The following is a 23,368-nucleotide window of genomic DNA, read 5'->3' as shown; positions in this document are numbered from 1 at the left end:
ACGACGTGCTCTCCCGCAAGGCGGTCATCAATGACGCCTCTGCGGACCTCTGGCGATACGCACAGGCTCTGATCCGCACCGGAGCCGCCAACGGCTGGGTCTCTCGTACCGACCTCAGCTCCTCCTGGCTCGGGTTGCCGGCATGCCCGGGCAACCCGTCGACGGCAGCGATCTCCAGGACGTTCAGCAATCAGAAAGACCCATGCGAGCGGCGCTCATCCATACCCCCGGCGACATTCGGGTCGAGAGCCTTCCCGCCCCGGGAATCGTCAACCCGACCGACGCGGTCATCCGCACCGTCGCCACATGCGTATGCGGTTCCGACCTGTGGAGCTACCGCGGCATCAGCACCGTCGACGAGCTGCGGACGATCGGCCACGAATACGTCGGCATCGTCGAAGAGACCGGCCTGCCCGCCCTCTCCGATGTCATGGGCACCGGCTGGTACGCGGCTGCGTCCGCCCAGGTCCGGCCCGGCGAGACCGTCACTGTTGACGGCGACGGCGACGGCGACAGCGACGGCGCGGTCGGCCTGTCGGCCGTCATCGCCGCCAACGAGCTCGGTTCCGGACGCGTCATCGCGATGAGTCGCCACACCTCCCGCCAGAAGCCGGCACGTGAGTTCGGCGCCACCGACATCGTCGCCGAGCGCGGCGACGAGGGCGTGGCCCGGATCAGGGAGCCGGCCGGAGGCCTCGGTGCCGACGCGGTGCTCGAGTGCGTCGGCACCCCCGAGGCGATGCGACAGTCCTTGCGCGCCACCCGCCCCGGCGGAAACATCGGGCTCGTCGGCGTCCCTCATGGAGTACTGATCGACGGCAGGGAACTGTTCGACTCGCACGTAGCCGTGCGCGGCGGCCCAACCCCTGGGACCGGCCGCGTGCGGTGCGGCAGCAGAGCCCCGATACGGGGGCAGGGCTCGGACCGCGTATTGCGGTCCGAGCCCTGCCCCCGTGCGGTGCCGCCCTGCGGCGCGGTGCGTCAGCTCTGTGCGGTGTCGTTGCTCGCCTGCGCGGCGGCCTCGGCTGCGCGTGCCTTCTCGCGCATCATGCGTACCAGCTCCGCCTTCCGGTCGGCGGCACCCTGGCGGTCGAGGTTGCGGTGCGGACCGTTGTTCTGTCGTTCGGCGCGGGACAGCTTCTTGCGCTGGCCGCCGCCCTGGCCTACGGGGTTGTTGATGTTCTTGCTGTCGGTCACGGGTTCTCCCGGTGATGATGTGAAGTGGTCTACGGATTCATCGGTGGGGGACGGGCGCGGCGACGTCGAAGGACGTCAGCAGGGGCCCGTCACGCTCTCACTCGTAAATCGGCGTCTGGAAGAACATGACAAAGACGTTACCCGGTTCCGTTGGCCCCGCACGCCAAGATTTTCGCCGACCCTGCGTCGGCCGGGCCTTTGGCGAGAGCCCGTGGTCAGCTCGGCTACGACCGGGGCCTGCGCGGTGGATGATCTAGCACAGCAGATGCTGTGCCACCCGTTTTCGTTACCCTCCGTAGCCGCGTGCTGCTGGAGGCGTCGACGGCGCGGCAGGGGCATCCCCAAGGTACAGGGGAGCGCCCCGCGGGGGTGGGCTGCGCATTCTCCCCAGGGGGCCTTGCGGGCTGCTTCCATGCGTTCGAGGGAGGTAAGTCGATCAATGGCGTCGATGTGCTGCCTACAGCCAGTCCCGCCGCTTGAAGATGAAGTACAGGCTCGTGCACACCGCTGCCATCAGCAGAATCGCGAACGGGTACCCGCCGGCCCAGTGCAGCTCCGGCATGTTGTCGAAGTTCATGCCGTAGATCGTTCCCACCAACGTGGGTGCAAAGAGAATCGCCGCCCACGACGAGATCTTCTTGAAGTCGTCGCCCTTGGGGCGCTGACCTGCGGAGATCGACTGGAGGGGCGCTCTGACCTGCGTCTATCCGTCTTTCCGGCTCTTTCGCCGTGCTGCCTGCTTGTGTGGCCGATCCTCCCCAGCCGCTCCCCAACGGGGCTCCGTTCTCCCCAGATTCTCCCCAGCGGAGGCTGTCTCCGAAGCCGGGTCACCACTGGCCAGGAGAGCGATAGCCGGAGCAAGCCGGACCGATTCCGCCTCACTCACGTGTGGTCAGGTCGACTGCTCTCAGACGTGCGTGAAAGGAGCTAGCCAGCCCTACGAGCAGGCATCCTCCCAGGATTCCGAGCAACGTCCCTTCGGGGCGGAGTTCCCAGGGCGAGCCGAGAGCAGCGGGTGCCGGGGCTGCATACAAGGCCATGCATCCCAAACCAGCAATCACCAGGTACCAGCGCGCTCGTACCGGGTACCCAGCCGCCGAGGCGCAGGCGATGATCACCAGCCCGACGCCTATGGGCATGAGGAAGGGGTAGCCCTGCCAGATGCGGGTGTCCCCGTACTCGCGGGCGGCCAGGAAGAACCGAATTGTGCCGTACAGGGCGAGCATCCCCCCGGTTGCCGCCGCAATCGTCGGCAGGAAGCGGGGCCCGGGTGGCACGATCCGCACACGCCAGCGCGTGCGTGGTGAAGGCGCGGCTCCTGACAGAGAAGCCGTGAAGCAACGGGCCGCCTTGTGCGCTGATTGTTGGGCCAACAAGCTGAAGAGAACGGTGAGGCTGAGCAGCAAGAGGGAGAGCGGTAGCCATGCGTGCAGATAGGCGAGGAGTACGGAGGGCCTGTCAAAGAGCTTGGGTGCCGCGAGCAACGTGGCGAAGGTGCCGATCAGTAGGCCCTGGAGAGCACGTCGGCGTGCTCCGTGACGACGCCGGAGGTCATCGAGCCAGGTGACAGCCTGATCCCAGTCGTCCGCCTGACGCTCTAGTCCGAGATCGCCCAGTAGGTCCGCCGCCAGGCGGCGGGGGAGGACACCCGTGTGGTGGAAGTACATCGTATGGTCGCTGAGGGGTTGGCCGACGGGGGCGATCCATGGCTGTTCGACCTTGTCGGGAAGGGTGGGTCCGAGCATCCGGCCAACCATGTCGTGTGGACTGCTGTACTCGCGCCATTCGATGCGGCAGCGGTGGTGGTCGAGCTCAAGGGGGTGTGGGGGCCGTGCTTGCAAGGCTGCACGGATCAGCCGCATCTGCAGGGAGGCTGTGGCGATAGATGCGACAACGGCAGCCCCGTGAGCCAGATCGAGATGCAGACTGGGCATGGTAGAGAGGGTCCGATGCAGTTCTGCGGCAAAGGCCTCACGATGAAGCTCTGCGACGTGTGCATCATCGAAGGCGCTCAACGGCGTCACCGTCATCTGAAGGGCTAGGTATAGCCAGCGCAGGGCGGTCTGAACCAGCCACCCCAAGGGTTGCCAAGTCCAAGGGCCGAGCCCCCACAGGCCTGCGGGGGCGATGCCTATGAGTCCCCACAGGCCGGGTCCGATGCCGCTGTCGTCGAAGGTCTTGAGCAGGCTGATCGGCTTGAGGCCGGAGCCCACCCCGATGAACCTTCGGACCTTCGGGTGCCGACGGTCAGCAGTGGGGGATAGTAATCGGTGCATGAGATAGCCACCCTGCGAGTGGGCGACGACTACGACCTCGTCGCAGTGGCGTTCCATCCATTCCACCTTCTGGTGGAGGTGCATGAGGAGGCGTTGCGTACGGTCCTCGTCGATGGCGGCGACTCGGACATGCCATAGGAGATTGCGGCGGGAGCGGACGAACCAAGCCAGCAGTGCTAGGAGGAGTGCCGATACCAGCATATTGCTTGTCGTCAGCAGGATGCCGTAGACGAGCGCGGTCGAGATAACCGCCAAGGTGAGGAGCCGCCACAGCAGCCTCATCTGGGCAAGCCGAGCTTCCCCGCGGTCTCGGAGACCGCGAGAAGGAGAGACGAGAACCCGTAGATCGCGCTGGTCCGGACCGACCACCCAAAACAGGAGAGGAACGCTCGCTATGAGGAACGTCAGAGTCCGCCGGATGGATGGTCTACCCAGCGTGGTGAACTTGTCGGCCCAGAGAGCCTCGGCGAACAGGGCGCGGTGGTGCGTGCCGCCGAGGGAGATGACGACTTCGGCGTGCCGGTTCGTGGCGTCCTCGGGCGAGGTCGCCAGTGGCTGGTCCTTCCAGGAGACGACTCGCTCACCGTGTACGTCACGGAGAGCGTTGAAGATGCTCCTGCCCCACTCAAGAGTGGTACCCGGCTTTTGGTTGCCAATGCCGTGTACGAAGAGGTATCCGATGCGCCAGTGGGCTTGGCGCTGCTTGCTCTTGGTCAATGAAGGCAACCTCTGGATCAGTTGACAGATGTCGTACCAGTCTGTCCCTCGCCACTGACAACGAGTAGTGCCCAAACGGCCTTGCCGCAGGTCGGTGAGGGTTCGTCGGCACTGCGGGTGGCCGCCCTGCACCGCTCAGAAGGGCACAGCTGGGGCACGCACCTGTCGTCCCCTGGAACGGAACACGGCTTGACATCGCCGGCGCGCTTCTGCGGCGCTCGTCAGGTGTTCTCGGTAGCGTATTGCGGACGGGAGTATCGTCGATCCAGCCTCAACCGAGCCTGAGCCTCAGGCCTTTGACCCCTGGCCAGTGTCGTCTCCTGTGCGCATTCGATGGTGGATTTCTGCGGCTGCTGTCCACTGATGCCCGAGAGCGCGAATGCGCTGTCCGGCGGTATGGACACCAGCGATGCATCGGTACCCCTGATCAGAGCGGTCGAGAACGCCGATCCGCCTTGAGGCAAGAAAGTCGAGAGTTTCTACGACTTCGTCCTCCGCGATGCGGTACCCACGGGTTCGGAGTTCGCGTCGAACCGAGGTGAGATCGAGCCAGCCACCCTCCTCTAGCGGGTCTTCCGCCTCCATGTTCAAGATGTCGACGAGGGCATACTCGAGCTCGCCGCGGATCTCCTGGTCCCGCCAGTGCCCGCGGATTGCCTCTCTACGCTGTGCCGCGCGCAGCGCCGGGTCGATGAGGGGCGCGAGTTGGGTCGGCGTGAGCGGGGTTCTTTCTTGGCGCCGGACGACCTCGGCCAGCAGTCCGGTCTCGATGACGGCGATCGCCGGGTCCTCGTCGGCCTCCTTGAGCAAGCTCGGCTCGAAGCCTGGGCCGATAAGAAGGGTGACCTCGGCCCCGATCTTCGCTCGGTGTCCTGCCAGAGGGAACAACCTCTGATTGACAACCCGCCCCGAGGCTGCGGTCTTTGCCTCGACGGCCAGGACTCGCGAGTCCGCACCAATGCCGAAGTGCACGCGACCGTCCACTGCTTCGTTACCACCTACGTGTTCGCCAGGCATGCCCAGGTACGCCAGCGCGGCGACGGCGGCCTTCTCCAAACGCTTGTGGGTTGCGCTGGCGAGTGCGGAGCTTTCCAGCTCTGCTGCAATGTCCGACCCGAGCGAGTCCGGTGGCAGCGTGCTGCCCAGAGCTTCTCGGTGGCTTGCGTCGGCGTCGTCGGCGGCAGGGGCAGCGCGGGAAGGGCAATTGTCGGAGGTGAGACAGGGCACAGAGCGCTTGAACGCCCGGCCGAGAGCAGTCGTACGGTAGGCGGTCTGGGAGAGCCGCGTGACCAGTCCGCAGACCTCCAGCAGGTTGAGGCGCGTATTGACGGCGCTCCGGATCAGCGGCTTGCCGCGATTGGGAAGATACCGCGTGCTGTGCTCCACAAGCGTGCCGGACGTGCAACGGGCGGCTTCGTCGAGTACGCCCAACATCTCACCAAAGAAAGCGATCGAGGCATGGACGGTGCGTGCGAGGTCCAAGGGTTCGCCTGACTCGACCCAGGCAATAGCGGCCGGAGTGGCGCTCCAGGTCTTGGATGACGTCTGCTGAATGAGCCCCAGAGCCTTGAGAGTGTCCTTGGCGGTGCGTGCCGTGGCTATGGTTTGGGCCTTGGGGAAGGTGTCCTTCACGAATTGCCTGAAGTCCGCTTCCGTGATCGACGGCATGGCGGCCTCGACAAGCACCTGAAGTGCATCCATCGTGCCGCCGTTCGCGGAGGTGCCGGGAACGTACAGATTGGCGCCGTCCGCCCTGGCCCTGAGTCCCGCTTCGTCGAGCTGCTCGATAAGCTGCGCGACGGCACCCACAGCGGGCGTCAGCTGCGCGGTCGTGTCGGTGTCGTCGGGTTCGGGCCTCCCCACCACGATGCGCGCCATGACGTCGCGGCCGGCGTCCGTAAGGTGGACACGACCGTCGAAGAGATCGACCATGCCCGTGACTGTGAGCCACGTCGTCCGGTCGCGCACCGGCGCCGAGGTCTCCCACGACAGGTCGAAGGATTCGCGTGCCAGATCCAAGAGTTGCTCGTGTGTCCGAGGTCCAGCGGTGAGCGCATCCATGACCTCGCCGACGAACCTCACGTTGTGGTGGAAGATCTCCACCAGCAAGGCCGCGTCGCCGCCTTGGCACCAAGCGAGTGCGGCGGCGCTAGGCAGGAACGTCCGGCCCTCTCGCAAGAGCAGTCCGGCTCGGACAAGGCGCTGCAGCTGATGCCGGTTGAGTCCACCAGCCTGCGGCAGCGATTCCTGATCGCTGAGGTCCCGGTCCTGATGGGCGGAAAGCTCCTCGATCAGCGCTCGCAGCGTACCGATCCATGTGGCCCGTGAGCCGGGCAAGACCGGCATACCTGGTGACCGTTCGCCCCAGGCACGAGGCTGTGCGAGTTCTCTCATGGCCGCACATTAGCGGCGCGCGTGGCACTGGTGGTTCGTTCTCTGGAAAGAGTCCCTGAAGGTATGGCAGAAGTAGTTGTCTGTGTCGCGACGTACCTCTGAGCGGTACGCCCAGCCAGACCTGGCAAGCATCGTGCCCAAACGATCGGCGGACGGGCAGGGCACCTCGCAACGCCCTCCCTTCGGCCCGCGAGGGGCGTAAGGTCGGATCAAGGTGGGATTCGGTGGCGGCCGAGAGGTCGCTTTCGGCCGCCAGGGTTGCGGAGATCCGTGCCCACGTGCCTGCGGCGACGGTGGTACAACCCCATCTCGGGGCCTTGATCTCGTTCTCGGACAGGTGCGCGCAGCCGGGGATGTGCGCGTACTGCGTCGGCGATACGAGGATGGCGTTCGGGTTCCAGTTTTCCCAGTCGGGATGGGTGGCCGTCTTACGCTGAGGCGGCTCCGGAGAGCACGCGCAGCCTGCCCCGATGGTCAGGTTGCAAGGGTCGCAACGGCTGGTGGTCAGGGGCTGGTGTCCTCCGACGAAACGGCGAGGCTCGTCCGCGCATTCTGGTGGAGAGCGATCGCCTCTCGGCACCACGGGGGTACGCGGAGCCGTGGGAGCACCGAGACGGGGAACCAGCGGAGCATGATGCCCTCGGTGAGGGGGAGGGCGTGGGCGTCTCCGTCCCAGTGGCCGGTGTAGATGGCAATCGGGCCCTTGCCGAGGTGTTCGGCGTTGCTCTGTTGGACGGTGGTGAACTCCTTGAGCGGGATGGTGAGTCCGGTCTCCTCCGCTACCTCGCGTGCGACGGTGTCGGTCGGCGATTCGCCCGGTTCGGGGCGTCCGCCGACAGGTGTCCAGTAGCCGGGCCAGCAGATGCCTTCGATGTCGTCGCGGAGGTGGAGCAGGTAGTCGCCCTGGCTGTTCGTGATCAGTGCGGATACCCCAGTACCGGACTTGATCGCTTCCGCTTCGAGCTCGGTGTCGGTCATCCCGCCATCGTCCACCCCGCAGGTGAGGGTGGAGCGTCTACGACACGGGCCGGCGGTCGCGTTCCGAGGGCACGCGACCGCCGGCGTGGGGGTGGAGAGAGCGGTCAGGCGGCAGCGGCGGTTTCGCGGCCCCTGCGGGTACGGCGGTGGAAGATGTCTTTGAAGGTCGCGCGGGCACCTTCGGGGTCGATGTAGTGCATGGCCAGCAGGGCGGCGATGACGGCGCCGACGAGGTCGTTCTGGACCTCGGACCAGCTGTGGGTGTCGTCGCAGGTGGTCAGGCCCTTCAGCCCGTGGAGGGCGTGCATGGCCTCGCCGGCCTCCTCGGCGACCTTGCCCACCTGGAGGGCCTTGAGTTCCTCGTCGGGGAGGTGTTCACCGGCCTTGTGGCAGACGGCGGAGAGCTTGGCAATGTTGTCCCACAGGTTGTCCATGACGGATCTCCCATCCGTGTGTCCCGGCCCCGGGGTGGGGCCAGGCCTGGGGTTCTATGCCTGTGCGGGTCGGCCTAGTTGGCGCACGGTCCATCCGGCTGTGCGCCAGGTGTCGGCGTTCAGGAGGTTGCGGAGGTCCACGAGGACCGGTTGCTCGACCAAGGCGGACAGGGCCTTGGGGTCGGCGTTGCGGAACTGGGGCCACTCGGTGGCCAGGACGATCAGCTCCGCGCCCTTGACCGACTCCTCCAGGTCTTCCGCGTAGTCGAGCTCGGGGTGGCGTACGAGTGCGGTGGGCACCGCGTGGGGGTCGTGGACCATGACGGTTGCGCCGCGCTGGTGCATGAGGGCGGCGATGGCGAGGGCGGGGGACTCGCGCACGTCGTCGGTGCCGGCCTTAAAGGAGGCGCCCCACACGGTGACGCGTGCCCCTGCCACTGGTCGGCCGAGGGTCTGTTTGATGAGGGCGAGGGCGGAGGCGGGGCGGGATTCGTTGACCTGCTCGGCGGCTCGCAGCAGGGCTGCCGCGTCGAGGGCGCCGAGGCTCTGTGCGGAGGCGGTGAACGCGCGTACGTCCTTGGGCAGGCAGCCCCCTCCGTAGCCGGGCCCGGCGTTCAGTCCACCGCGACCGATGCGTGGGTCCAGGCCGATGGCCTCCGTGAGCTGATGGACATCGGCGCCAGCGGCGGCGCACATGTCGGCCACGCCGTTGATGAAGGAGATCTTCATGCCGAGATAGGCGTTGGCGGCGCCCTTGATCAGTTCGGCGGTGGCGGGGTCGGTGACGAACAGGGGGATCTCGTTGTGCAGCAGCGGGGCGTAGACCTGGCGGACGACGTCCTCGGCGTGCGGGGAGGGGACGCCTGCGACGATGCGGTCGGGGCGGAGGGTGTCCTCGATGGCATGGCCTTCGCGGAGGAACTCCGGGTTCCAGACGACCTCGACGTCGTTGCCTGCAGGGGCGAGGCGGGCGAGGAGAGTGGCCAGGTCGCGGGTGGTGCCGACGGTGACCGTGGACTTGCCGATGATCACGCAAGGGCGGGTCAGGTGCGGGGCGAGCGCGCGGGCCGCGCCGAAGACCTGGCCGGTGTCGTAGCTGCGTCCGTCGGCGTCGATCGGTGTGCCGACGGCGAGGAAGTGGACGTCGGCGAAGGCTGCGGCCTCGGCCAGGTCGGTGGTGAAGCGCAGTCGGCCGGACGCGGTGTGGGTGGCCAGCAGGTCCGGCAGACCCTCTTCGTAGATGGGGCATTCGCCCGCGTTGAGCCGGTCGATCTTCGTCTGGTCGAGGTCCACGCCGATGACCTCATGGCCGATCTCGGCCATGGCCGCGGCGTGCGGGATGCCCAGGTGGCCGCAGCCGATGACGGATACGCGCATGGTGCCGGCGCTCCTTTCCCTGTCTCGCCTGCCCGGTGGTCCGGGCCGGTCAGGGGCGACACGCTAGCGCCGCTGTCCGGCCCGGACCTGATTGTGCAGGTAGGTCAGTTGGTGGGCTTGGCGAGGAGGTTGACGAGTTCCGGCAGGCCCTCCGCGGCCGGCTTCTGGCAGACCAGATCTTCGTCCTGGGGGCCTTCCAGTGGGTACGGCTTGAACTGGCCGTTGTGCCAGAAACCCTCGGGGTCGAGGTAGACGACCTTCAGGCCGCGCTCGCGGGCGCGGGCCTGGACCTTGCGCCGGTCGGCGTGCAGACCGACGACGAGCAGGGCCTTCGCGCCGTCCACCCACTCGACGTCCGGTACGGCCTGGTCGTAGCGGCGCATGAAGCACTCCTCCAGGCCGGCGCGGGCTGCCAGCACGTCGAAGTTGTTGGTGATCACGGGGCCGACCAGGTGTCCGGCGTCGTGGAGTTCCTTTAGCGCGTGCATGGCGGGCGTTGGCTCGGCCAGGAAGCACGCTTTGAACATCTCGGTGAACTCGGCCGTCTTCTCTTCCGGCTCGGTGAGCACTTCGTGCAGAAGCGGGTCAAAGGCGGGGGAGAGGACGAAGCGGTGTTCGCGTGGGTCGCCGCCCTGGCGGTCGGTGACGCGGTAGATTTCGTGGAGGCGGTGCAGGGGCGGGATGCCGGCCTCCACGGAGGTGCCGCAGCCGATCTCGACCTGGAAGGGCAGATGATCGGCGAGAACGGACAGGTCCGGGACGACGGTGGGCGTGCCGCGCCGGTCCTTGACCCGGATGCCGGAGGCCAGCACGTCCCAGGGCCGTTGCCGCACGGCTGGTGGTGGGGCGTACTGGGTGGAGGTGATCTGGACGTCGAGGCTGCGGTAGTTCTGCGGGAGCTTGCGGCGGGCCACGGCGTCCTGGGGGTGCAATGCGTACTGCGTGATCTTGCACTTGAGGTCGCGGCGCATCCACAGCGCCCCGCCGGGAGCGCGCTTCCATCCACCGACCGCGAGGGCAGCCCTTAGCGCGTCCTCGTGGGCGGTGATCTCGCCGGCGGGCGCGGTCATGGAGTGGTACAGGTACAGGTCGGTCAGGCCGATCGCCGGGGCGGCCGTGGTCGGCACCAGGCCATACCGGTAGCGGTAGTGGATGAGGCGGCGACGGGCATCGTCACCCCCGCTCCACCCCGACTGACCGGCGGTGGCCTCCTCCTGGGTGCGGCGCCAGATGCCCTCCTCGATGTAGCGGGGGCGGTCGGCGTCGCCGAAGTAGGTGTTCCACACCTGCTGCTGCGACGGGGTGAGCTGGTCGACGACGATGTACGGGATCTCCACGGGATTTCCTCCCTGGTGCTGGTCCGCCTGCCCACAGCGGTGGGCGGCCGATCGGATGCCGTACGACATGTACAGGTCGATCACCGTTCCGCCCGGCGGAGCCGAGCCGCTGGCTTCCGCCGGGCGGAACGGGTTGTGCTGCGGGGCAGCCCGCCGTAGCTCGGGCGGCCCCTCACCGCACCTCCTCCAGGGCGGTGTCCGGTGCTCCGGCACCCGAGGGGGTAGGCCCCAGGCCGGGGGCCGGAGCGGTCTAGGGGGCCGGTTCGGCGTTGTCCGGCACGGAGATGGCCGTGGGCCACTCGGCGGAGAGGAGATCGGCAGCCTGTCCGCGCAGGATCCACGCGGGGCCGGCGAGGCCAAGCAGGGCCAAGGCGGTCAGAGCTATGCCGCCGGATTCGCGGTGAGTCGGGCTGCTCGGACCGTGGTCCAGCGCGCGGTGTCGTCCCTGGGTAATCACGGTGCCTCGCCGGGGGAGCGCTCGCTGTCGACGAGCATGCGTCCGATCTGGGTGTGCAGGCGCTCCAGGTCGGCCGACGTGAGGATCAGCGCGGCCTCGCTGCGGCCGCCATCTTCGTGATGCACGAGGAGGGCCACCGACCCCTGCTTGGCACGCGGGTCGTAGACCGGGTCGGTGACGAGCAGGGTGGCGTGCGTGGGCCTGGCGGGCACCGGCTCCAACGTGCTGGAGTCGGCCGGCGCGGACCATTCCGGGCCGCCGCCCGGCGGGCGCAGGTGGTACGTCACGGCGCCTTCGCCGGGGAGGGCGACGACGACGCCGACTCGGCCGTTCCGGGCGGTGTCGGCGGCGAGGTCACCGAGCTGAGGAAAGAACGGGGCCGTTGTGCCTAACTCGGCTCCCTGTGAAGGCAGATGGGGAGTTGGTCGTCCGCTCATGCCCCTGACGCTAGGAACGGGTCAGGGGGCGAATATGAGCCCGAGGAATACGACCCTCATCCGTCCAGGTGGAAGCGGTCGGACATGTGCCGCAACTTCTCTCGTGTCGCTGCTCGTTCGGCGTAGACGATGCTGCGAAGGGTGGAGCGGGCGATGGGGTGGTTACGGATGAGCTGGGGTGCGATCCGCTCCGCCCTCTCCAGTTCGCCCAGTGCCTTGTCGCGGTTTCCGTCCCACAGCCAGGCTCGCGCGAGGTCCATGTGGTGATGGCCCTGACGCGAGTTGGGCATGGAAGCGACCAGCTCCGGGCTGGTGCGGTGGTTTATCGTCAGGGCCTTTCGCTGCTGTCCCATCTCCAGAGCCACGCTGATGGCGTGGATCTGGACGTTGCCGGGTGAGAACGTCAGCGAGTGCCGGTCGTACACCGGAGGCCCGGCGTACTCGCCCATGCGGTCGGCCGCCGTCCTGGCGAGATCGATGCGGTCTTCCGCCTCCGCTGCTCGGCCGCCTCGTGCTGCGGAGACCGCGGCACGGAGCTGGAGCGTGCCCCATGCCCGCAGGGCCAATGGCTCGCCACGCTCGTAGTCCTGCTGAAGAGTGCTGATGGCCTTGTCGGACAGGACGATGGCGTCTTCCCAGTCCGCGCTCGCCCACATGTCCCAGACCCGCATCCAGTCGGCGACCGCGGGCATGACCGGGTCGCCGGACAGCCGTGCGGACCAGGCGGCCCGCTCGCAGGCCATGGCGACCAGCTCGGGGTGGCCCAGGGCGTGGGCGGCGGTGTGCGCGAACTTGCAGCACACCGCGTAGATCGCGTAAGCCTCCTCCCGCTCGTGGCCGGTGGTTACTTCGGCGAGGGCGCGTGACTCGCGGAGCAGGTCCGGCAGGACGCGCAGGATGGCCACGTTTGCGGCGGCGTCCCGCAGTCGGTGCAGCCGCGTCATCTCCCGCCACAGCTTCGCCGCCGGACGCGGGGTGCCGTCGAACACGGGGGCAAGGTCGTAGCGGCGCAGTTCCCGCAGGATCGAGGACGCGGCAACCTGCCACTGGTTTTCGTCGGGGGAGCTGGTGTACGGGCGGCCGATCAGATCGTTGGGGTGGATGTGCAACTCGGCCGCCAGCAGGTTCAGGACGCCGACCCTGTCCAGTTCGATCAGGCCGCGCTCCATCTTGGAGACCCAGCCCTGCGACTTGCCCAGAGCGGCGGCAAGGTCGGCCTGCGGCATGCCCAGGCGGAGGCGGGCACGACGGGCTCGGCGACCGATCTCCTCGGCTTCTTCCAGCATCAGCGCACCCCCGACCTGCTGATGGGCCGGCTTGGCTCAGTCGTTCGGCAGGGCATGGTGCCTCCGTCCGTTCAGGCGTCTCTGTCAGAACGGTACCTATGCCAGGGCGGAGGCGAACTCGTCGCGGTCCATGTCGGGCGCAGAGTAGGTGTCAGTGTGGCGCAGGGTTCTGTCAGCACCGAGAGGGTAGACCGGCCGACGCCGTGATGCCGGGCGATTGCGGTGAGGGCCGCCCCTGAGCTGCGGGGGACAGTAGTCTCAGTGGCCGGGGGGCAACATATGTCGTCGGTTCTCGCGAACATCCTGATCGGACTGATCACTAGCCTCATCAGCGGCACGTCTGTGTGGTTGTGGCAGCGCGCCAAGTCAGCGCGTGTATGGCGCCGTCAGGCGGCATTCTTCGGTATCAGTCCAGGTCAGTCTGGCTTGATCATTTTGACTCATCATCACTCCTCGCCCTGGGTCACGTCTCACTACGACGTGTACGCGTTGCTTGAGGCAGCAGCCCTCGTGGACCAGGTTCGGGGGGAGATCGCTGTCGAGGCGGCAAGTGAGTTTCGAGGCAGTAACGGAAATCGCACCGAGTTGTGCATTGGTGGGCCCGACGCCAATGAGCGTTCTGCTGGTCATCTCGCCTATCACCTGCCTGGCGTCAGGTTCCTCCCGTTCAGCTCCGGACCCGATGCTCTTGGGATTGTGGTTGGGGACCGCGAGTTCTTGTGGGTGCGTGGCGAGCGGGAGTACGCAGTCGTTGCTAAGTTCACTCTCGCTGGAGCGTGCAGTCCGGTGTTCCTTATCTGTGGTCAGACGGGAAACACGAATCACGCGGCGGTGCACTTTCTCAGGCACCACTATCAGGAGCTGATGAAGACCCTGCCGTCCATCGATCGGTTCTGCCTGATCGTCCGGGTGTCGGTGCCGAATGTCTATGGGCATGAGCTGGTCGAGCTTGAGTGCGATGTCACTACCGAAGCGTTCGCTCCGTGAGCCAAGAGGCATCATATGCAGCTGCTTCACCTGCTTTATGGCCTCCCAGCGTCCAAGTCAACGGCTTCGTCGTATGCAGCGAGGGTGCGGTAGAGGGTGGAGCGGCCGACGCCGAGGTGTTCGGCGATGGCAGTGACGGACTCCTTCGTGTCGCGGCGGCGAAGGACGACCGCGAGTATGTCGGCGTCGACGGCCAGGGTCGGCCACCGTGGTTGCCGTTGGCCGCGGCGGTGTCCAGGCCGATCAGGGTCCGTTCGTGGATGAACTCCCGCTCGACCTCCGCCATCGCGGCGAACACCACGAACAGGACCTTGTCTGCGCCTTGCGGTCGTAGACGCCGGACAGCGGCCCGCCGAGGATATCCAGGCGGTGGTCGCGTTCGGCGAGGTCCTGCGCGGAGGTGATGAGCTCGACCATGTTCCGGCCGAGCCGGTCGAGCATGGTCACGGTGAGCGTGTCGGCCGGGCGCAGATCGGCGAGCGCCGCGTTGTACTCGGGGCGGATCTTCTCGCGGGTGCCGACCTTCTCGACGTAGATGCGGACGTAGCCGGCTTCCTTCAGGAGGCGGACCTGCCCAGCGAGGTCCTGGCCCTTGCTGGAGACCCGGGCGTAGCCGATGCGGTCACCGGCCCGCGCTAGCGCGGCACCCACGGCATGGTCGGGTTCGGGACCGGGCACCCAAGCGCGGCCGGGACCGCACGCCGCCGGGATGCGGATCGCGGGCCCGGACTTGAGCGCGGGGATCCTCGCGTAGCGGCCGGCGTGGTAGTCGACGACGACGCCGGAGTTCGTCCGGCACACCGAGCCGGGCGGCGCCGCGCACCCCGGGCACGGTTCGCGCTCGACGAGCTCGGCGCGGGCAATCTCATCCAGGCCGCCGTTCACGCGTTCTTCTCCTACCCGGCCGCTCGAAGCGGCCCGTCCCGAATACCTATCCCGCTTCTCTTTCGCGCCCGCCGGTTTCGAGACGCTTTCCGGGACGGCTCCCGCGCTCTGGCCGTCGCGGCGGGCGGCCGTCCCGGAACCGGTCGTTTCAGGGACGGCGAGAGCGCGGCTTTCGCGCGCCGGGATCAGGGTGGATGCGACTGAGCGCTTGAGCTGGCCCGTGAGCGGTTGAGTTGGCCCGCTGAGCGCCGGAGATGACCGACGGTCAGCCCGCCAGGTATCGGTCCACCTCAAGCTCGGCACGCAGGCGCTTGATGAGCTGCGCCCGCGCCTCCTCCTCGGTAGCAACGAGTCGTGCGTATGCCGGATCCTCGCTCGTCCCCGGAACGATGACTTGGTCACCGACCCGTGACAGGTGATCACCTTCAATGGTTTCGGCATGGAGGCGCAGCGCCGCATCCGCCGCCGTGCTCCAGTGGTCTCGAACCTCTTGTGAGGCGAACAGGGCGACCCGGGCACGAAGCTCGTGTCGCAGTTGATAGTCCTCGGCCGACCTCGGCCCATAGCCAACGAGGAACGGGTCGGAATCGGCTGCGAAAGAGACCATCCCCCTGAGATGCTTCAGCAAGTCGAGGTAGAGCCCCGCACGACAGTCCCAAAGATCCTTGGCACGGGTTAGCTCGCGCTGCTGCCGTGCCTGCCAAGAGGCAGCACCGAGGCTTCCCACCAGCGTCAGCACGCCACCAAGCAGAACCCCAAGTAGCTGAACCATGACCTCTCCCGATGGCTTCCGGTCGCGACTGTAGCGCGGCGCATCGTCGACCAGCTGCACGACAACGTCGCGTACAGCCTTTCGGATGATCGCCGAGCTGTCACCAACTACTGACACCGACTCAGCGCCGCCACTGACATAACCCTGCGTTCCCCGCTGACATCCACCTTGCGCCCGACAGTCAAGCCCGGGGTCACCCAGGCTGGCGTGGCGTTGCTTCCGCGAGGCCATCAGCGCTGGGATCACCGGTGTCGGGCAGGTGCCATATGGGCATGGCCGGGCTGTGCCGGTCGCGCTGTCGCAGTCGTGCGGGCTTGGGCGGCTCGTGCTCGGGCGCCAGAGGCTCGCCTGGCGGCGAGGCGTTGGATGCGCCAGGTGAGGGTCCCGGCGGTGGAGCGGGCGTCGTCCAGGGTGCGCTGGCGGGCGGCGTGCTGGAGGAGCTGCTCGGGGTCGTGGCCAGCCTTCTCGGCTTCGGTCAGGGCGGCGGCCAGTGCCGGCCAGGCGGGGTCGTCGAGGACCTGTTGGGCGTAGTCGGGTACGGCCATGAGGATTCGCTGGGCGTGCCGTTCCATGGTGCGGGCCGGTGGCTCGCTCTGGGCCAGGGTGGCTAGCGGCTGAGCGGCGGCTTGCTGGTAGGCGGCCTGGAGATGGGCCAGGGCCTGGTGGGCGGCGGTGACCTGCTGGTCGTGCTGGCGGGCCTGGTGCCAGCGGGCGGTGGCGAGGACGACGAGGATGGCGATATCGAGGAACATCGCCAGCCCGGACCCGTCACCGGTGACCGGCGCGGCACACAGGGCCCGGACGGCGCCCCGGAGGGCGCGGGCCTGATCCTGCTGGGCGCGGATGCGAGAGCGGGTGGCGCGTTCGAAGACGACAGAGGCCTGCTGTAGTTGTGGCCGCAGGTGGCTGGGGGCGAGCAGTGGCAGGAAGTCGATAGCCTCGCCGAAGGCCGCGATGTGGGCCTGGGCGGCTTCGTCGTCGCCGTGGTCGAGGTGGTGGGGGATGCGCTCAGCCGCGGCGGTGGCCTGGTGCCAGGGGTTGGGCCTGCGCCAGCTGCCCAGCTCGGTGGCGGGTGGGGTCTCGATGGCGGTGAGGCGTTCGCGGATCTTGGGGAAGGACAGGTCGGGGGCGAGTTTGGCGCCGGAGAACCATACGGGCTCGTCGGCGGCGTTGGTGTCGCCTTCGACGGCGACCTTGTACCCGCGTATGTCGCCGGAGGGGAAGTGCTGGACGTCGACGAGCACGCCCTCGACGCCGTCGAGCAGGTGGAAGAAGTCCTCTGGACTGGCGGCGATGGAGACCAGCTGTCGGACGGTGGTGCGCAGGCGTTCACGGGAGGTTTTGTCCTTGCCGGCGCGGCGGGCCTTCTCGGTCTCGGCGCGGGTGGGGCGTTTGGCTGCGGTGCGGTCGCCTCGTACGACCTGCTGGAGGCCGTATTCCTTCTCGACGGCGGCGAGTTCCTTGTCGGCCTTCAGGTAGTCGTTCCAGTGCCGGGCGATGCGCAGGTCGCTGCGGACCTTGGTGGCAGCGATGTGGATGTGGTCGTCGGCGTGGCGTACGGCGACCCACCGGCACCCGTCGGGGTCACCTTGTGGCGCGATGCCGGTGGCCGCCACAATCCGGCGCGCGATGTCCGCCCACTCGGCGTCGGTGAGGTGCCGGTCGCCGGGAGCGGCACGTACCGAGCAGTGCCACACGTGCCGCTCGGGCGCCCGGCCCAGTCGCCTGGCCTGCCTGACCCGCAGGTCGAGGTCCGCCACGAGGAGCTTTTTTGTGGCTTCGAAGTCGTCGGCGCGGCCGGGGTCGGGAGCGAAGCCGTCCCAGGAGGCGACCAGGTGCGGGTCGGTGTGGTCTTTGGCCTTCTTCGTGTCGAACAGGTACCGGATCAGGCCGGCGGTGCTCTTGCCGCTGCCGATCTTGGCGATCATCAGGCGGCCTTCGCGGAGACGGCGTGGTTCATGACCTGCGCGATGTCGCCGATGGCGGCGCGGACGGCGTCCAAGGTGCGCTCGGCCTGGGCGAGGACGGTGGTGTCCATAGGGTGTGGAACGCCTCCGGCGTTGAGGCGGCGGGCGATCTGGTTGACGTTGTTGCCGATGCGGGCGACCTCGGCTCGTAGGGCGTCGAGCTTGTCGAGGTAGTCATCGAGCTGGGTGCGCTGACCGGCCAGTCCCATGGTGAGATCACCGTCGAGATAGGCCATGATCACGGCGCCGACGAGGTGGGCGCCGGCGATGCCCATCTCGTCGGCGCGGGTGAGGATCCGGGCCTTCTCGTCGATGCTGTAGCGGACGTCGACGCGCTGTTTGCGCTGGACGTCCTCGCGGGTACGGCGGCGAGCGATGCGACGCAGCGTGGCTTCGTCGGCGGAGGCGGTGGGTGCCTCCTCCTCGGGCACCCCCTGGTGCCCAACGTCCTCCGCCACCCCCGGGGCGGAGGTGTTCGCGTTGGACCGGCCCTTGGACGGTCCAACGTCATACCTTGCTCCGCCCGGGGCTGGGTCAGCGGGTGTCTCCGGTCGGGTGGTGGGGGAGGGGGCGGGGCTGTGCTGATTGCGCATCGGTGGGCCTTCTGGCGATGGACTGGAGGGGAGGGGAAGCGGAGTTCGCCCCAGGAATCTCTGGGGCGAACGATGGAGCTTGCGGACAGGGCCGGGCCTATGCGGCGTCGGCCCGGGCTCGGTCGAGTTCGTCCTGGAGGAAGTTCTTGGCCTCGTCGAGGCGTTCACGGCCGATGCCGAGGCCCTTGTCGCGGATGGCCTTCTCGATGTGGCGACGGGATACGCGGCCGCCACGTCCCAGCGGTGCAGTGCGGCCGATCTCGATGGCCTGTTCCAAGGTGGCGCTCGGCTGTGGGCCGGGCCGTCCGGCGGGCCGCCTTTTGGGCTGAGCCACTTGATCGGTGGCGTCCTCAGCCACATCGCTGACCGGCACTGGTTCCGGGGTAGTTGTGGCGCCACTTGCTGGGCCGGCGACGGAGACGGGGACGGTGGCGGTGTGGCTGGGCTCTTCGTGCGGCTCCATCTGGGCGGGACGGCGCTGGACGAGGAGGTAGAGGTGGACGGCGCCAGCTAGGGCGAGTGGGGCGATGGCGGAGATGACGCCGACGGTGATGTCGTCGAGCGCGAGTCCGCTCCGGCGGGTCTGCTGGTTGAGACGGACGGCGTGCAGGACGTTGGCCCAGATGCTCGTGCTGGTGGCGATACCGACCAGCACCGAGACGTACAGGCGAGGCCGCAGGGGTGAGGTGCGCAGGACGAGCAGGGCGCCGATGCCGATGGCGATGAAGCCGTCGATCACGAGAGGGAAGGCGTAGGTGAGCACCTGGTGGATGTGGCTGGCGGCGGCCATCTGACGCAGGGCGTCGTAGGAGAGGGCGAAGGCGGCCAGGGCCAGCAGGGCCACACCGGTGCGGATCGAGGCGGCAAGGGCCGCCGGTGCGGAGACGGAGGTGAGAGTGGTGGTGGGTGAGGGCAAGGGTGGGGTGCTCCAGGAGTTAGGGGTGGAGAGTGTGGCCGTGGCGGGTGGGGACCCGTTGCGACTCGTCGCGTGCCTGGTCAGAGCAGGTACGGGACAGGGCGTTGATGTCGGGTCGACTCGTTGCGGGCCGGTGAGTCGTCCCGGCTCTGACCTGCGCGGCGACGAGTGGGGACGGGTGGTGTCGGGTCAGGCGCCGGTCGTGGACTCCGGCTCGGCCGTCGGCTCGGGCTCGGGGCAGTAGCGGGCCCAGGCATCGGTGAACTGCAGGCGGGTGAAGCCCTTGGCCTGGTGGCCGTCGGGGAAACGGCGGTTGGCCGAGCCGATCCCGTAGTCCTTCAGCAGGATCTGCAGCCCGCGTGCGGTCAGGCCCTTGTCGCTGTACCCCGGCCAGGGAGACTCGGCGTCCTCGTTCAGGGAGTCGATCAGACGGCTGGTGCGGATGATCGCCGGGTTGCCTTCGGCGGCGAAGACGCGGCGGACGTCGGCGAGGAGGCGGATGTTCAGGGCGCTGTTGTCCTGGTCCTGCTCGGCCTCGTGCTTCGTCATCGTCAGGCAGGCGGCGCGGGCGGCTTCGGGCCAGGGGCCGCCGGCGAGGTCGGCGACGGCGATGAGCGGCTCCCAGGTGTCGGCGGCGCGGTCCTCGACCGGCATCGGCGGCGTGAGGTCCATCGCGGTGGCGTGGAGCGGGGCGAGCCAGGCCACGAGGCGGTCACGCAGGGCATGCAGGGCAGGGGTGTCGCGGACGGTGCGGAACTCCGCGACCTTCTCGCCCGGCCTGCGGCGACGCATCCGGATGACGACCGAGCGGTCCGTGATCGTGTCGGGGAGTTCACCGATGCCGGCGAGGGCAGCCATGGCGAAGGTGGGGAACTTCGACACCTCGTGGTTGGGGCCGGAGACCCGCAGAGTGGGGCGGTTGCGCTGGTGGCCGGCGTTGAGCAGGCCGCGCATCTCCTCGTTCTTTTCCGCGACCTTCGCCGAGCCGAAGAGAGTGTCGGCCTCGTCCACCAGCAGGGTGGGCGGGTTCTCGGTGATCGATCGGAAGACCGCCGCCGGTGAGGCGTTGACCGTGATCAGCGGGTCGTGCACGGTTTCGGTGACCACGTCCAGCAGGCGCGACTTGCCGCATCGCTTGGCAGGGCCGACGACCGCGAGGCGAGGGGCGTGCTGCCACGCCGTCTGCAGGTGCGTGGCCGCCACCCACAGCGTCACCGCAGTGAGCGCGTCCTCGTTCGGCAGCACCACGTACCGCCGGAACTGTGCCCGCAGGTCGGACAGCACCTGCTCGCCTTCGGAGGGCTGAGCGGGATCGGGTCGGGATACAGCCGGTTCGCCAGGGACAGCGACTGGCGGCCAGGACGGCTGAGCGTCCTCGGGGCAGGGTATCGGGGTGGCGGCTTCCAAGGCGGCTCCTTCACTGGCGGTCATATAGAGACCACCTCGGGGATTGGGCGGGGCATCCGGCGTGGCCGGGGTGCGTGGACAACACAGCCACACCCGGTGCGTGAAAGTCCAGCCTTAGCGCTGGAATCCACGACAGTTCGTTTTGCCGGTCTGCTGACTGTAAGTCCGCGATCCCGGTTGGCGAAATAGCCCCGGAAATTCGCCGACGGTCGGGGCATCGCTCACAGCAGACAGAGAAGATTTCCCAAGTGGTCGGCACGCGAGCTACAACACACCGATGCCGCCACGCCCACTTGAAATCGGACCCGCTGGACAAGCCGCCGCCCGCGCCATCGAACGCACCCGCATCGCCCGCGGCTACTCGCAGCGCCAGCTTGCCGCCCGTGTCACCGCACTCGGCCGGCCCATGACCTTCACTGCGCTTTCCCGCATCGAACGCACGGTCCGCCGCTGTGACATCGACGACCTCGTCGCCATCGCAGCCGCCCTCGGGACCCCGTCCCACACCCTCCTCGTTGGCCCTGAGCCGGTCGGAGCGGGCGAAATGTAGCCGACGATCTCCGGTTCTCCTAACCGGGGACTCTCCGGACCATTGGTCGTCCTGGCGCTCCCTGCAGTCGAGGTGCGCTGCCAATTCCTGCTTGCCGATTTAAGGAATCCCACTTGCCTGTCGTCACCTCCATTACCTCTCACGCTATGTCCGCAGTCGGAGGTGGCCCCACCATCGGTCGTGCATTTCTCGGGGTGAAGGACACCGCTGCGTACCTCGGGATTTCGCCCCGCACGTTGTACGTCTGGCGCCACCGTCGGCAGGGGCCGCCGAGCTTCCGGATGGGAGCCCACGGTCGAGTGACGTACCGGCTCGATGCTCTCGACGCGTGGATACGCGAGCAGGAGCAGGCGGACTCTCGCTCGAACCCCGCCTTGAACCCCGTGAGCGCTGCGCCGCAGCGCCGTGTCAGCTACACGGCCACCGCCTAGCACCACCAGGACGACGGCTCCCGATCCCCCACCTGCAAGGAAGTCCTTGGCCGGCTACATCGAAGACCGCTGGATCAACAAGAAGAAGGACCCCGTCACCGGCAAGCGGGAGCGCACCGCCCGCTACGGGAAGGGCACTCGATATCGCGTCGCCGGAATCCCCGGCGTGCGGGACATGTCGTTCGACGTCCTGGAGGACGCAAAGGCGTGGCTGCGCCGGGCTGGCACCGACAGCGAACGGGGAGAGTTCGTCGACCCGCGCGACGGCTCCATCACCGTCGCCGACTACGTCACCCGCTACTGGAAGACGGGCGTGCGGGGCACGCCGGGGACGATTAAGCGGGTCGACGAGCGCATGCGCCTCCACATCCTTCCGCATCTCGGCGAGTTGGCGCTGAGGGACGTCTCCGCGACGGTCCTGCGCAGTTACATCGCCACCCTCGAAGGTGAGTGCGCACCTCGCTACGCCCGGCAGATCCTCACCACCCTCTCCAACGTCTTCGAGACGGCGATCGACGACAAGCGGCTCGTCCGCAACCCGATGCGCGCCAAGTCGGTGCGCTGGCCTAAGGCGCCGGAGGACCAGCGGGAGGCGTGGCCGCTGGAGACCGCGCAGCGCGTGCGGGACGCAATCAAAGCGCGGTACCGCATCGCGGTCGTCGTCGCCCTCGGGTGTGGGCTCCGCCAGGGCGAGGTCTTCGGCCTCTCCCCAGAAGACGTCGACTTCGAGCGCGGCGTTATCCGTGTGCGTCGACAGGTCCAACTCCTCAATGGACGCTTGTACTTCACCCTTCCGAAGGGTGGGAAGACTCGCATCGCCGATATGCCCCGGTCCGTCGCGACCGAGTTGGCTGCCTACTTCCTGCAGCACCCAGCCGTCGAGGTGGAACTGCCCTGGGGCGGCCCGGAGCCCGAGCGTGAGAAGCGGACCTTCCCGCTCGTTCTGACCACGACGTACGGAAACGCGATCCGCGCCAACATCTTCAACGATGAGGTCTGGAAGCCTGCCCTCGCCGCAGCAGGGGTCATCCCCATGCGGGAGGAGGGTAAGCGCTGGAAGGCATCCCGCAAGGACGGCTTCCACGTCCTCCGGCACACCTTTGCCTCGATCATTCTCGAAGCGGGCGAGTCCGTCGTCACCCTGGCCCGATGGCTGGGCCACTCCAGCCCGACCATCACCCTCGACCACTACGCCCACTTCATGCCGGAGGCCGGCGGTAAGGGGCGTGCCGCGGTCGATGCGCTGCTCGGCCCGGTTCCCGAGCACGTCCCAGAGAGCTCGATCGCGGCCTGAGCAACGGGTGGCACAGCACATGCTGTGCCACCCGTTCTCGTTGGCGCGTCGCGGCGCGCGTGTCATGCCACTCGACGCCACGGCAAGCGGGAGCCTCTCGTGGGCAGCGCGAGCAGTTCGTGCAGGGGCCTACCTTTGTGGGCCCAGCGGTCCAGCCGGTTGCGGTCTACCCACCGCACGCCATGTCGGTCGCCCCAAGTCATGGCGTCGCGGGTGAACGAGCCGTTGGTGACGACGACGGCGTGGTCCGCCTTGTGCGCGGGACCCGCCGTGCCCTTCACCTGGTACATCACTGACGAGCCGACCTTGCCTCCGGCGCGTGTGTGTTTGGCCTGCACCACGATCCGCCCGAGAGGGGTCCGGACGCCGATCACGTCGGCGGCTTGGTCCCCGGCCCGGCCCACCTTCCTAGCCGCCCAGCCGTCGCGGACGAGGAGGTCACGCAGCGCGTACTCGAACTGCCCGTCGTCCATCGCATCGAACTCCGCCAGGGTGATGCGCAGACGAGCCAGCCGGTCGCTGTCCGCGCGATCTCGACGGTGGCCCCGGATCCGGAGGCTGACCACGGCGACGGCCAAGGCGAAGACGACCAAGCCCAGCAGCGGCCATGCCGCAGCGGCCTTCGTCATCAGGTTCGATGCGGCCTGTGCCAGGGCGACCATGACCGCGAGGGCCA

20 protein-coding genes and 3 pseudogenes are annotated in these 23,368 nt (G+C 68.1%); 5 read left to right on the top strand and 18 right to left on the bottom strand.

The annotated features are described in order from the left end of the window. Window positions 1-202: 202 nt before the first annotated feature. A pseudogene (locus AB0E98_RS04965) lies at window positions 203-862 on the top strand (zinc-binding dehydrogenase); the annotation flags it as partial. Window positions 863-981: 119 nt separating this feature from the next. Here the strand turns inward: AB0E98_RS04965 and AB0E98_RS04960 are convergent. From AB0E98_RS04960 to AB0E98_RS04915, 10 genes and pseudogenes are all read right to left on the bottom strand, one after another. Further along, window positions 982-1,197 (bottom strand): DUF6243 family protein, encoded by a 216-nt coding sequence (locus tag AB0E98_RS04960; protein WP_361698670.1) that lies wholly within the window; start codon window positions 1,195-1,197, stop codon window positions 982-984. Window positions 1,198-1,654: 457 nt separating this feature from the next. Further along, window positions 1,655-1,846 (bottom strand): annotated as a pseudogene (locus AB0E98_RS04955) (Loki-CTERM sorting domain-containing protein); the annotation flags it as partial. Window positions 1,847-2,075: 229 nt separating this feature from the next. Continuing rightward, window positions 2,076-4,190: a hypothetical protein gene (locus AB0E98_RS04950; protein ID WP_361698668.1), complete on the bottom strand. Its 2,115-nt coding sequence runs from the start codon at window positions 4,188-4,190 to the stop codon at window positions 2,076-2,078. Between the two features lie 288 nt (window positions 4,191-4,478). Then, on the bottom strand, window positions 4,479-6,584 hold the full coding sequence (locus AB0E98_RS04945; RefSeq protein ID WP_361698666.1) for a hypothetical protein: 2,106 nt from the start codon (window positions 6,582-6,584) through the stop codon (window positions 4,479-4,481). A 504-nt stretch (window positions 6,585-7,088) separates the two neighbouring features. After that, window positions 7,089-7,562: an NUDIX hydrolase gene (locus AB0E98_RS04940; protein WP_361698664.1), complete on the bottom strand. Its 474-nt coding sequence runs from the start codon at window positions 7,560-7,562 to the stop codon at window positions 7,089-7,091. Between the two features lie 104 nt (window positions 7,563-7,666). Continuing rightward, window positions 7,667-7,996, bottom strand: coding sequence for a MazG-like family protein (locus tag AB0E98_RS04935; protein ID WP_361698662.1), 330 nt, complete (start codon window positions 7,994-7,996; stop codon window positions 7,667-7,669). Between the two features lie 54 nt (window positions 7,997-8,050). After that, window positions 8,051-9,373 carry a UDP-glucose/GDP-mannose dehydrogenase family protein gene (locus AB0E98_RS04930; RefSeq protein ID WP_361698660.1) on the bottom strand — a complete coding sequence of 441 codons (1,323 nt, stop codon included), beginning with the start codon at window positions 9,371-9,373 and terminating at the stop codon, window positions 8,051-8,053. Window positions 9,374-9,477: 104 nt separating this feature from the next. Further along, complete coding sequence (locus AB0E98_RS04925; protein ID WP_361698658.1) at window positions 9,478-10,710, bottom strand: hypothetical protein; 1,233 nt, start codon at window positions 10,708-10,710, stop codon at window positions 9,478-9,480. A gap of 453 nt (window positions 10,711-11,163) precedes the next feature. Beyond that, window positions 11,164-11,604: a hypothetical protein gene (locus tag AB0E98_RS04920; protein WP_361698656.1), complete on the bottom strand. Its 441-nt coding sequence runs from the start codon at window positions 11,602-11,604 to the stop codon at window positions 11,164-11,166. 56 nt (window positions 11,605-11,660) lie between these two features. Then, window positions 11,661-12,890 carry a helix-turn-helix transcriptional regulator gene (locus AB0E98_RS04915; protein WP_361698654.1) on the bottom strand — a complete coding sequence of 410 codons (1,230 nt, stop codon included), beginning with the start codon at window positions 12,888-12,890 and terminating at the stop codon, window positions 11,661-11,663. Window positions 12,891-13,169: 279 nt separating this feature from the next. On the opposite strand from AB0E98_RS04915, the gene AB0E98_RS04910 reads away from it, so the two are divergent. Beyond that, window positions 13,170-13,877 carry a hypothetical protein gene (locus AB0E98_RS04910; protein ID WP_361698652.1) on the top strand — a complete coding sequence of 236 codons (708 nt, stop codon included), beginning with the start codon at window positions 13,170-13,172 and terminating at the stop codon, window positions 13,875-13,877. A 35-nt stretch (window positions 13,878-13,912) separates the two neighbouring features. Here AB0E98_RS04910 and AB0E98_RS04905 read toward each other — a convergent pair whose 3' ends face one another. The 7 genes and pseudogenes from AB0E98_RS04905 to AB0E98_RS04875 all read right to left on the bottom strand — a co-directional run bounded on the left by AB0E98_RS04905 (window position 13,913) and on the right by AB0E98_RS04875 (window position 20,441). Then, window positions 13,913-14,056, bottom strand: a complete 144-nt coding sequence (locus tag AB0E98_RS04905; protein WP_361699346.1) for a helix-turn-helix domain-containing protein — start codon at window positions 14,054-14,056, stop codon at window positions 13,913-13,915. Between the two features lie 187 nt (window positions 14,057-14,243). Next, window positions 14,244-14,528 (bottom strand): annotated as a pseudogene (locus AB0E98_RS04900) (recombinase family protein); the annotation flags it as partial. Window positions 14,529-15,027: 499 nt separating this feature from the next. Continuing rightward, complete coding sequence (locus AB0E98_RS04895) at window positions 15,028-15,594, bottom strand: hypothetical protein (protein WP_361698650.1); 567 nt, start codon at window positions 15,592-15,594, stop codon at window positions 15,028-15,030. Window positions 15,595-15,776: 182 nt separating this feature from the next. After that, window positions 15,777-17,462: a relaxase/mobilization nuclease domain-containing protein gene (locus AB0E98_RS04890; RefSeq protein WP_361698648.1), complete on the bottom strand. Its 1,686-nt coding sequence runs from the start codon at window positions 17,460-17,462 to the stop codon at window positions 15,777-15,779. Further along, window positions 17,462-18,094, bottom strand: a complete 633-nt coding sequence (locus AB0E98_RS04885) for a MobC family plasmid mobilization relaxosome protein (protein ID WP_361698646.1) — start codon at window positions 18,092-18,094, stop codon at window positions 17,462-17,464. Before AB0E98_RS04885 ends, AB0E98_RS04890 begins: the two co-directional genes overlap by 1 nt. A 97-nt stretch (window positions 18,095-18,191) precedes the next feature. After that, window positions 18,192-19,010 carry a DUF2637 domain-containing protein gene (locus AB0E98_RS04880; RefSeq protein ID WP_361698644.1) on the bottom strand — a complete coding sequence of 273 codons (819 nt, stop codon included), beginning with the start codon at window positions 19,008-19,010 and terminating at the stop codon, window positions 18,192-18,194. A gap of 189 nt (window positions 19,011-19,199) precedes the next feature. Then, window positions 19,200-20,441, bottom strand: a complete 1,242-nt coding sequence (locus AB0E98_RS04875; RefSeq protein ID WP_361698643.1) for a DUF3631 domain-containing protein — start codon at window positions 20,439-20,441, stop codon at window positions 19,200-19,202. Window positions 20,442-20,694: 253 nt separating this feature from the next. Here AB0E98_RS04875 and AB0E98_RS04870 point away from each other — a divergent pair, with 253 nt between their 5' ends. The 3 genes from AB0E98_RS04870 to AB0E98_RS04860 all read left to right on the top strand — a co-directional run bounded on the left by AB0E98_RS04870 (window position 20,695) and on the right by AB0E98_RS04860 (window position 22,692). Next, window positions 20,695-20,967, top strand: coding sequence for a helix-turn-helix transcriptional regulator (locus AB0E98_RS04870; RefSeq protein ID WP_361698641.1), 273 nt, complete (start codon window positions 20,695-20,697; stop codon window positions 20,965-20,967). A gap of 146 nt (window positions 20,968-21,113) precedes the next feature. Then, on the top strand, window positions 21,114-21,398 hold the full coding sequence (locus AB0E98_RS04865) for a helix-turn-helix domain-containing protein (protein WP_361699344.1): 285 nt from the start codon (window positions 21,114-21,116) through the stop codon (window positions 21,396-21,398). Window positions 21,399-21,444: 46 nt separating this feature from the next. Further along, complete coding sequence (locus AB0E98_RS04860) at window positions 21,445-22,692, top strand: site-specific integrase (RefSeq protein WP_361698639.1); 1,248 nt, start codon at window positions 21,445-21,447, stop codon at window positions 22,690-22,692. A 62-nt stretch (window positions 22,693-22,754) separates the two neighbouring features. Here the strand turns inward: AB0E98_RS04860 and AB0E98_RS04855 are convergent, their stop codons facing one another. Further along, window positions 22,755-23,354 (bottom strand): restriction endonuclease, encoded by a 600-nt coding sequence (locus AB0E98_RS04855; RefSeq protein WP_361699342.1) that lies wholly within the window; start codon window positions 23,352-23,354, stop codon window positions 22,755-22,757. Between the last annotated feature and the right edge of the window lie 14 nt (window positions 23,355-23,368).

The sequence above is a fragment of the Streptomyces sp. NPDC037389 genome (assembly GCF_040636475.1).
GTDB classification, from domain to species: domain Bacteria; phylum Actinomycetota; class Actinomycetes; order Streptomycetales; family Streptomycetaceae; genus Streptomyces; species Streptomyces hesseae.
Note: the sequence above shows the minus strand (reverse complement) of the source record. Positions and strands in the feature narration are given on the sequence as shown.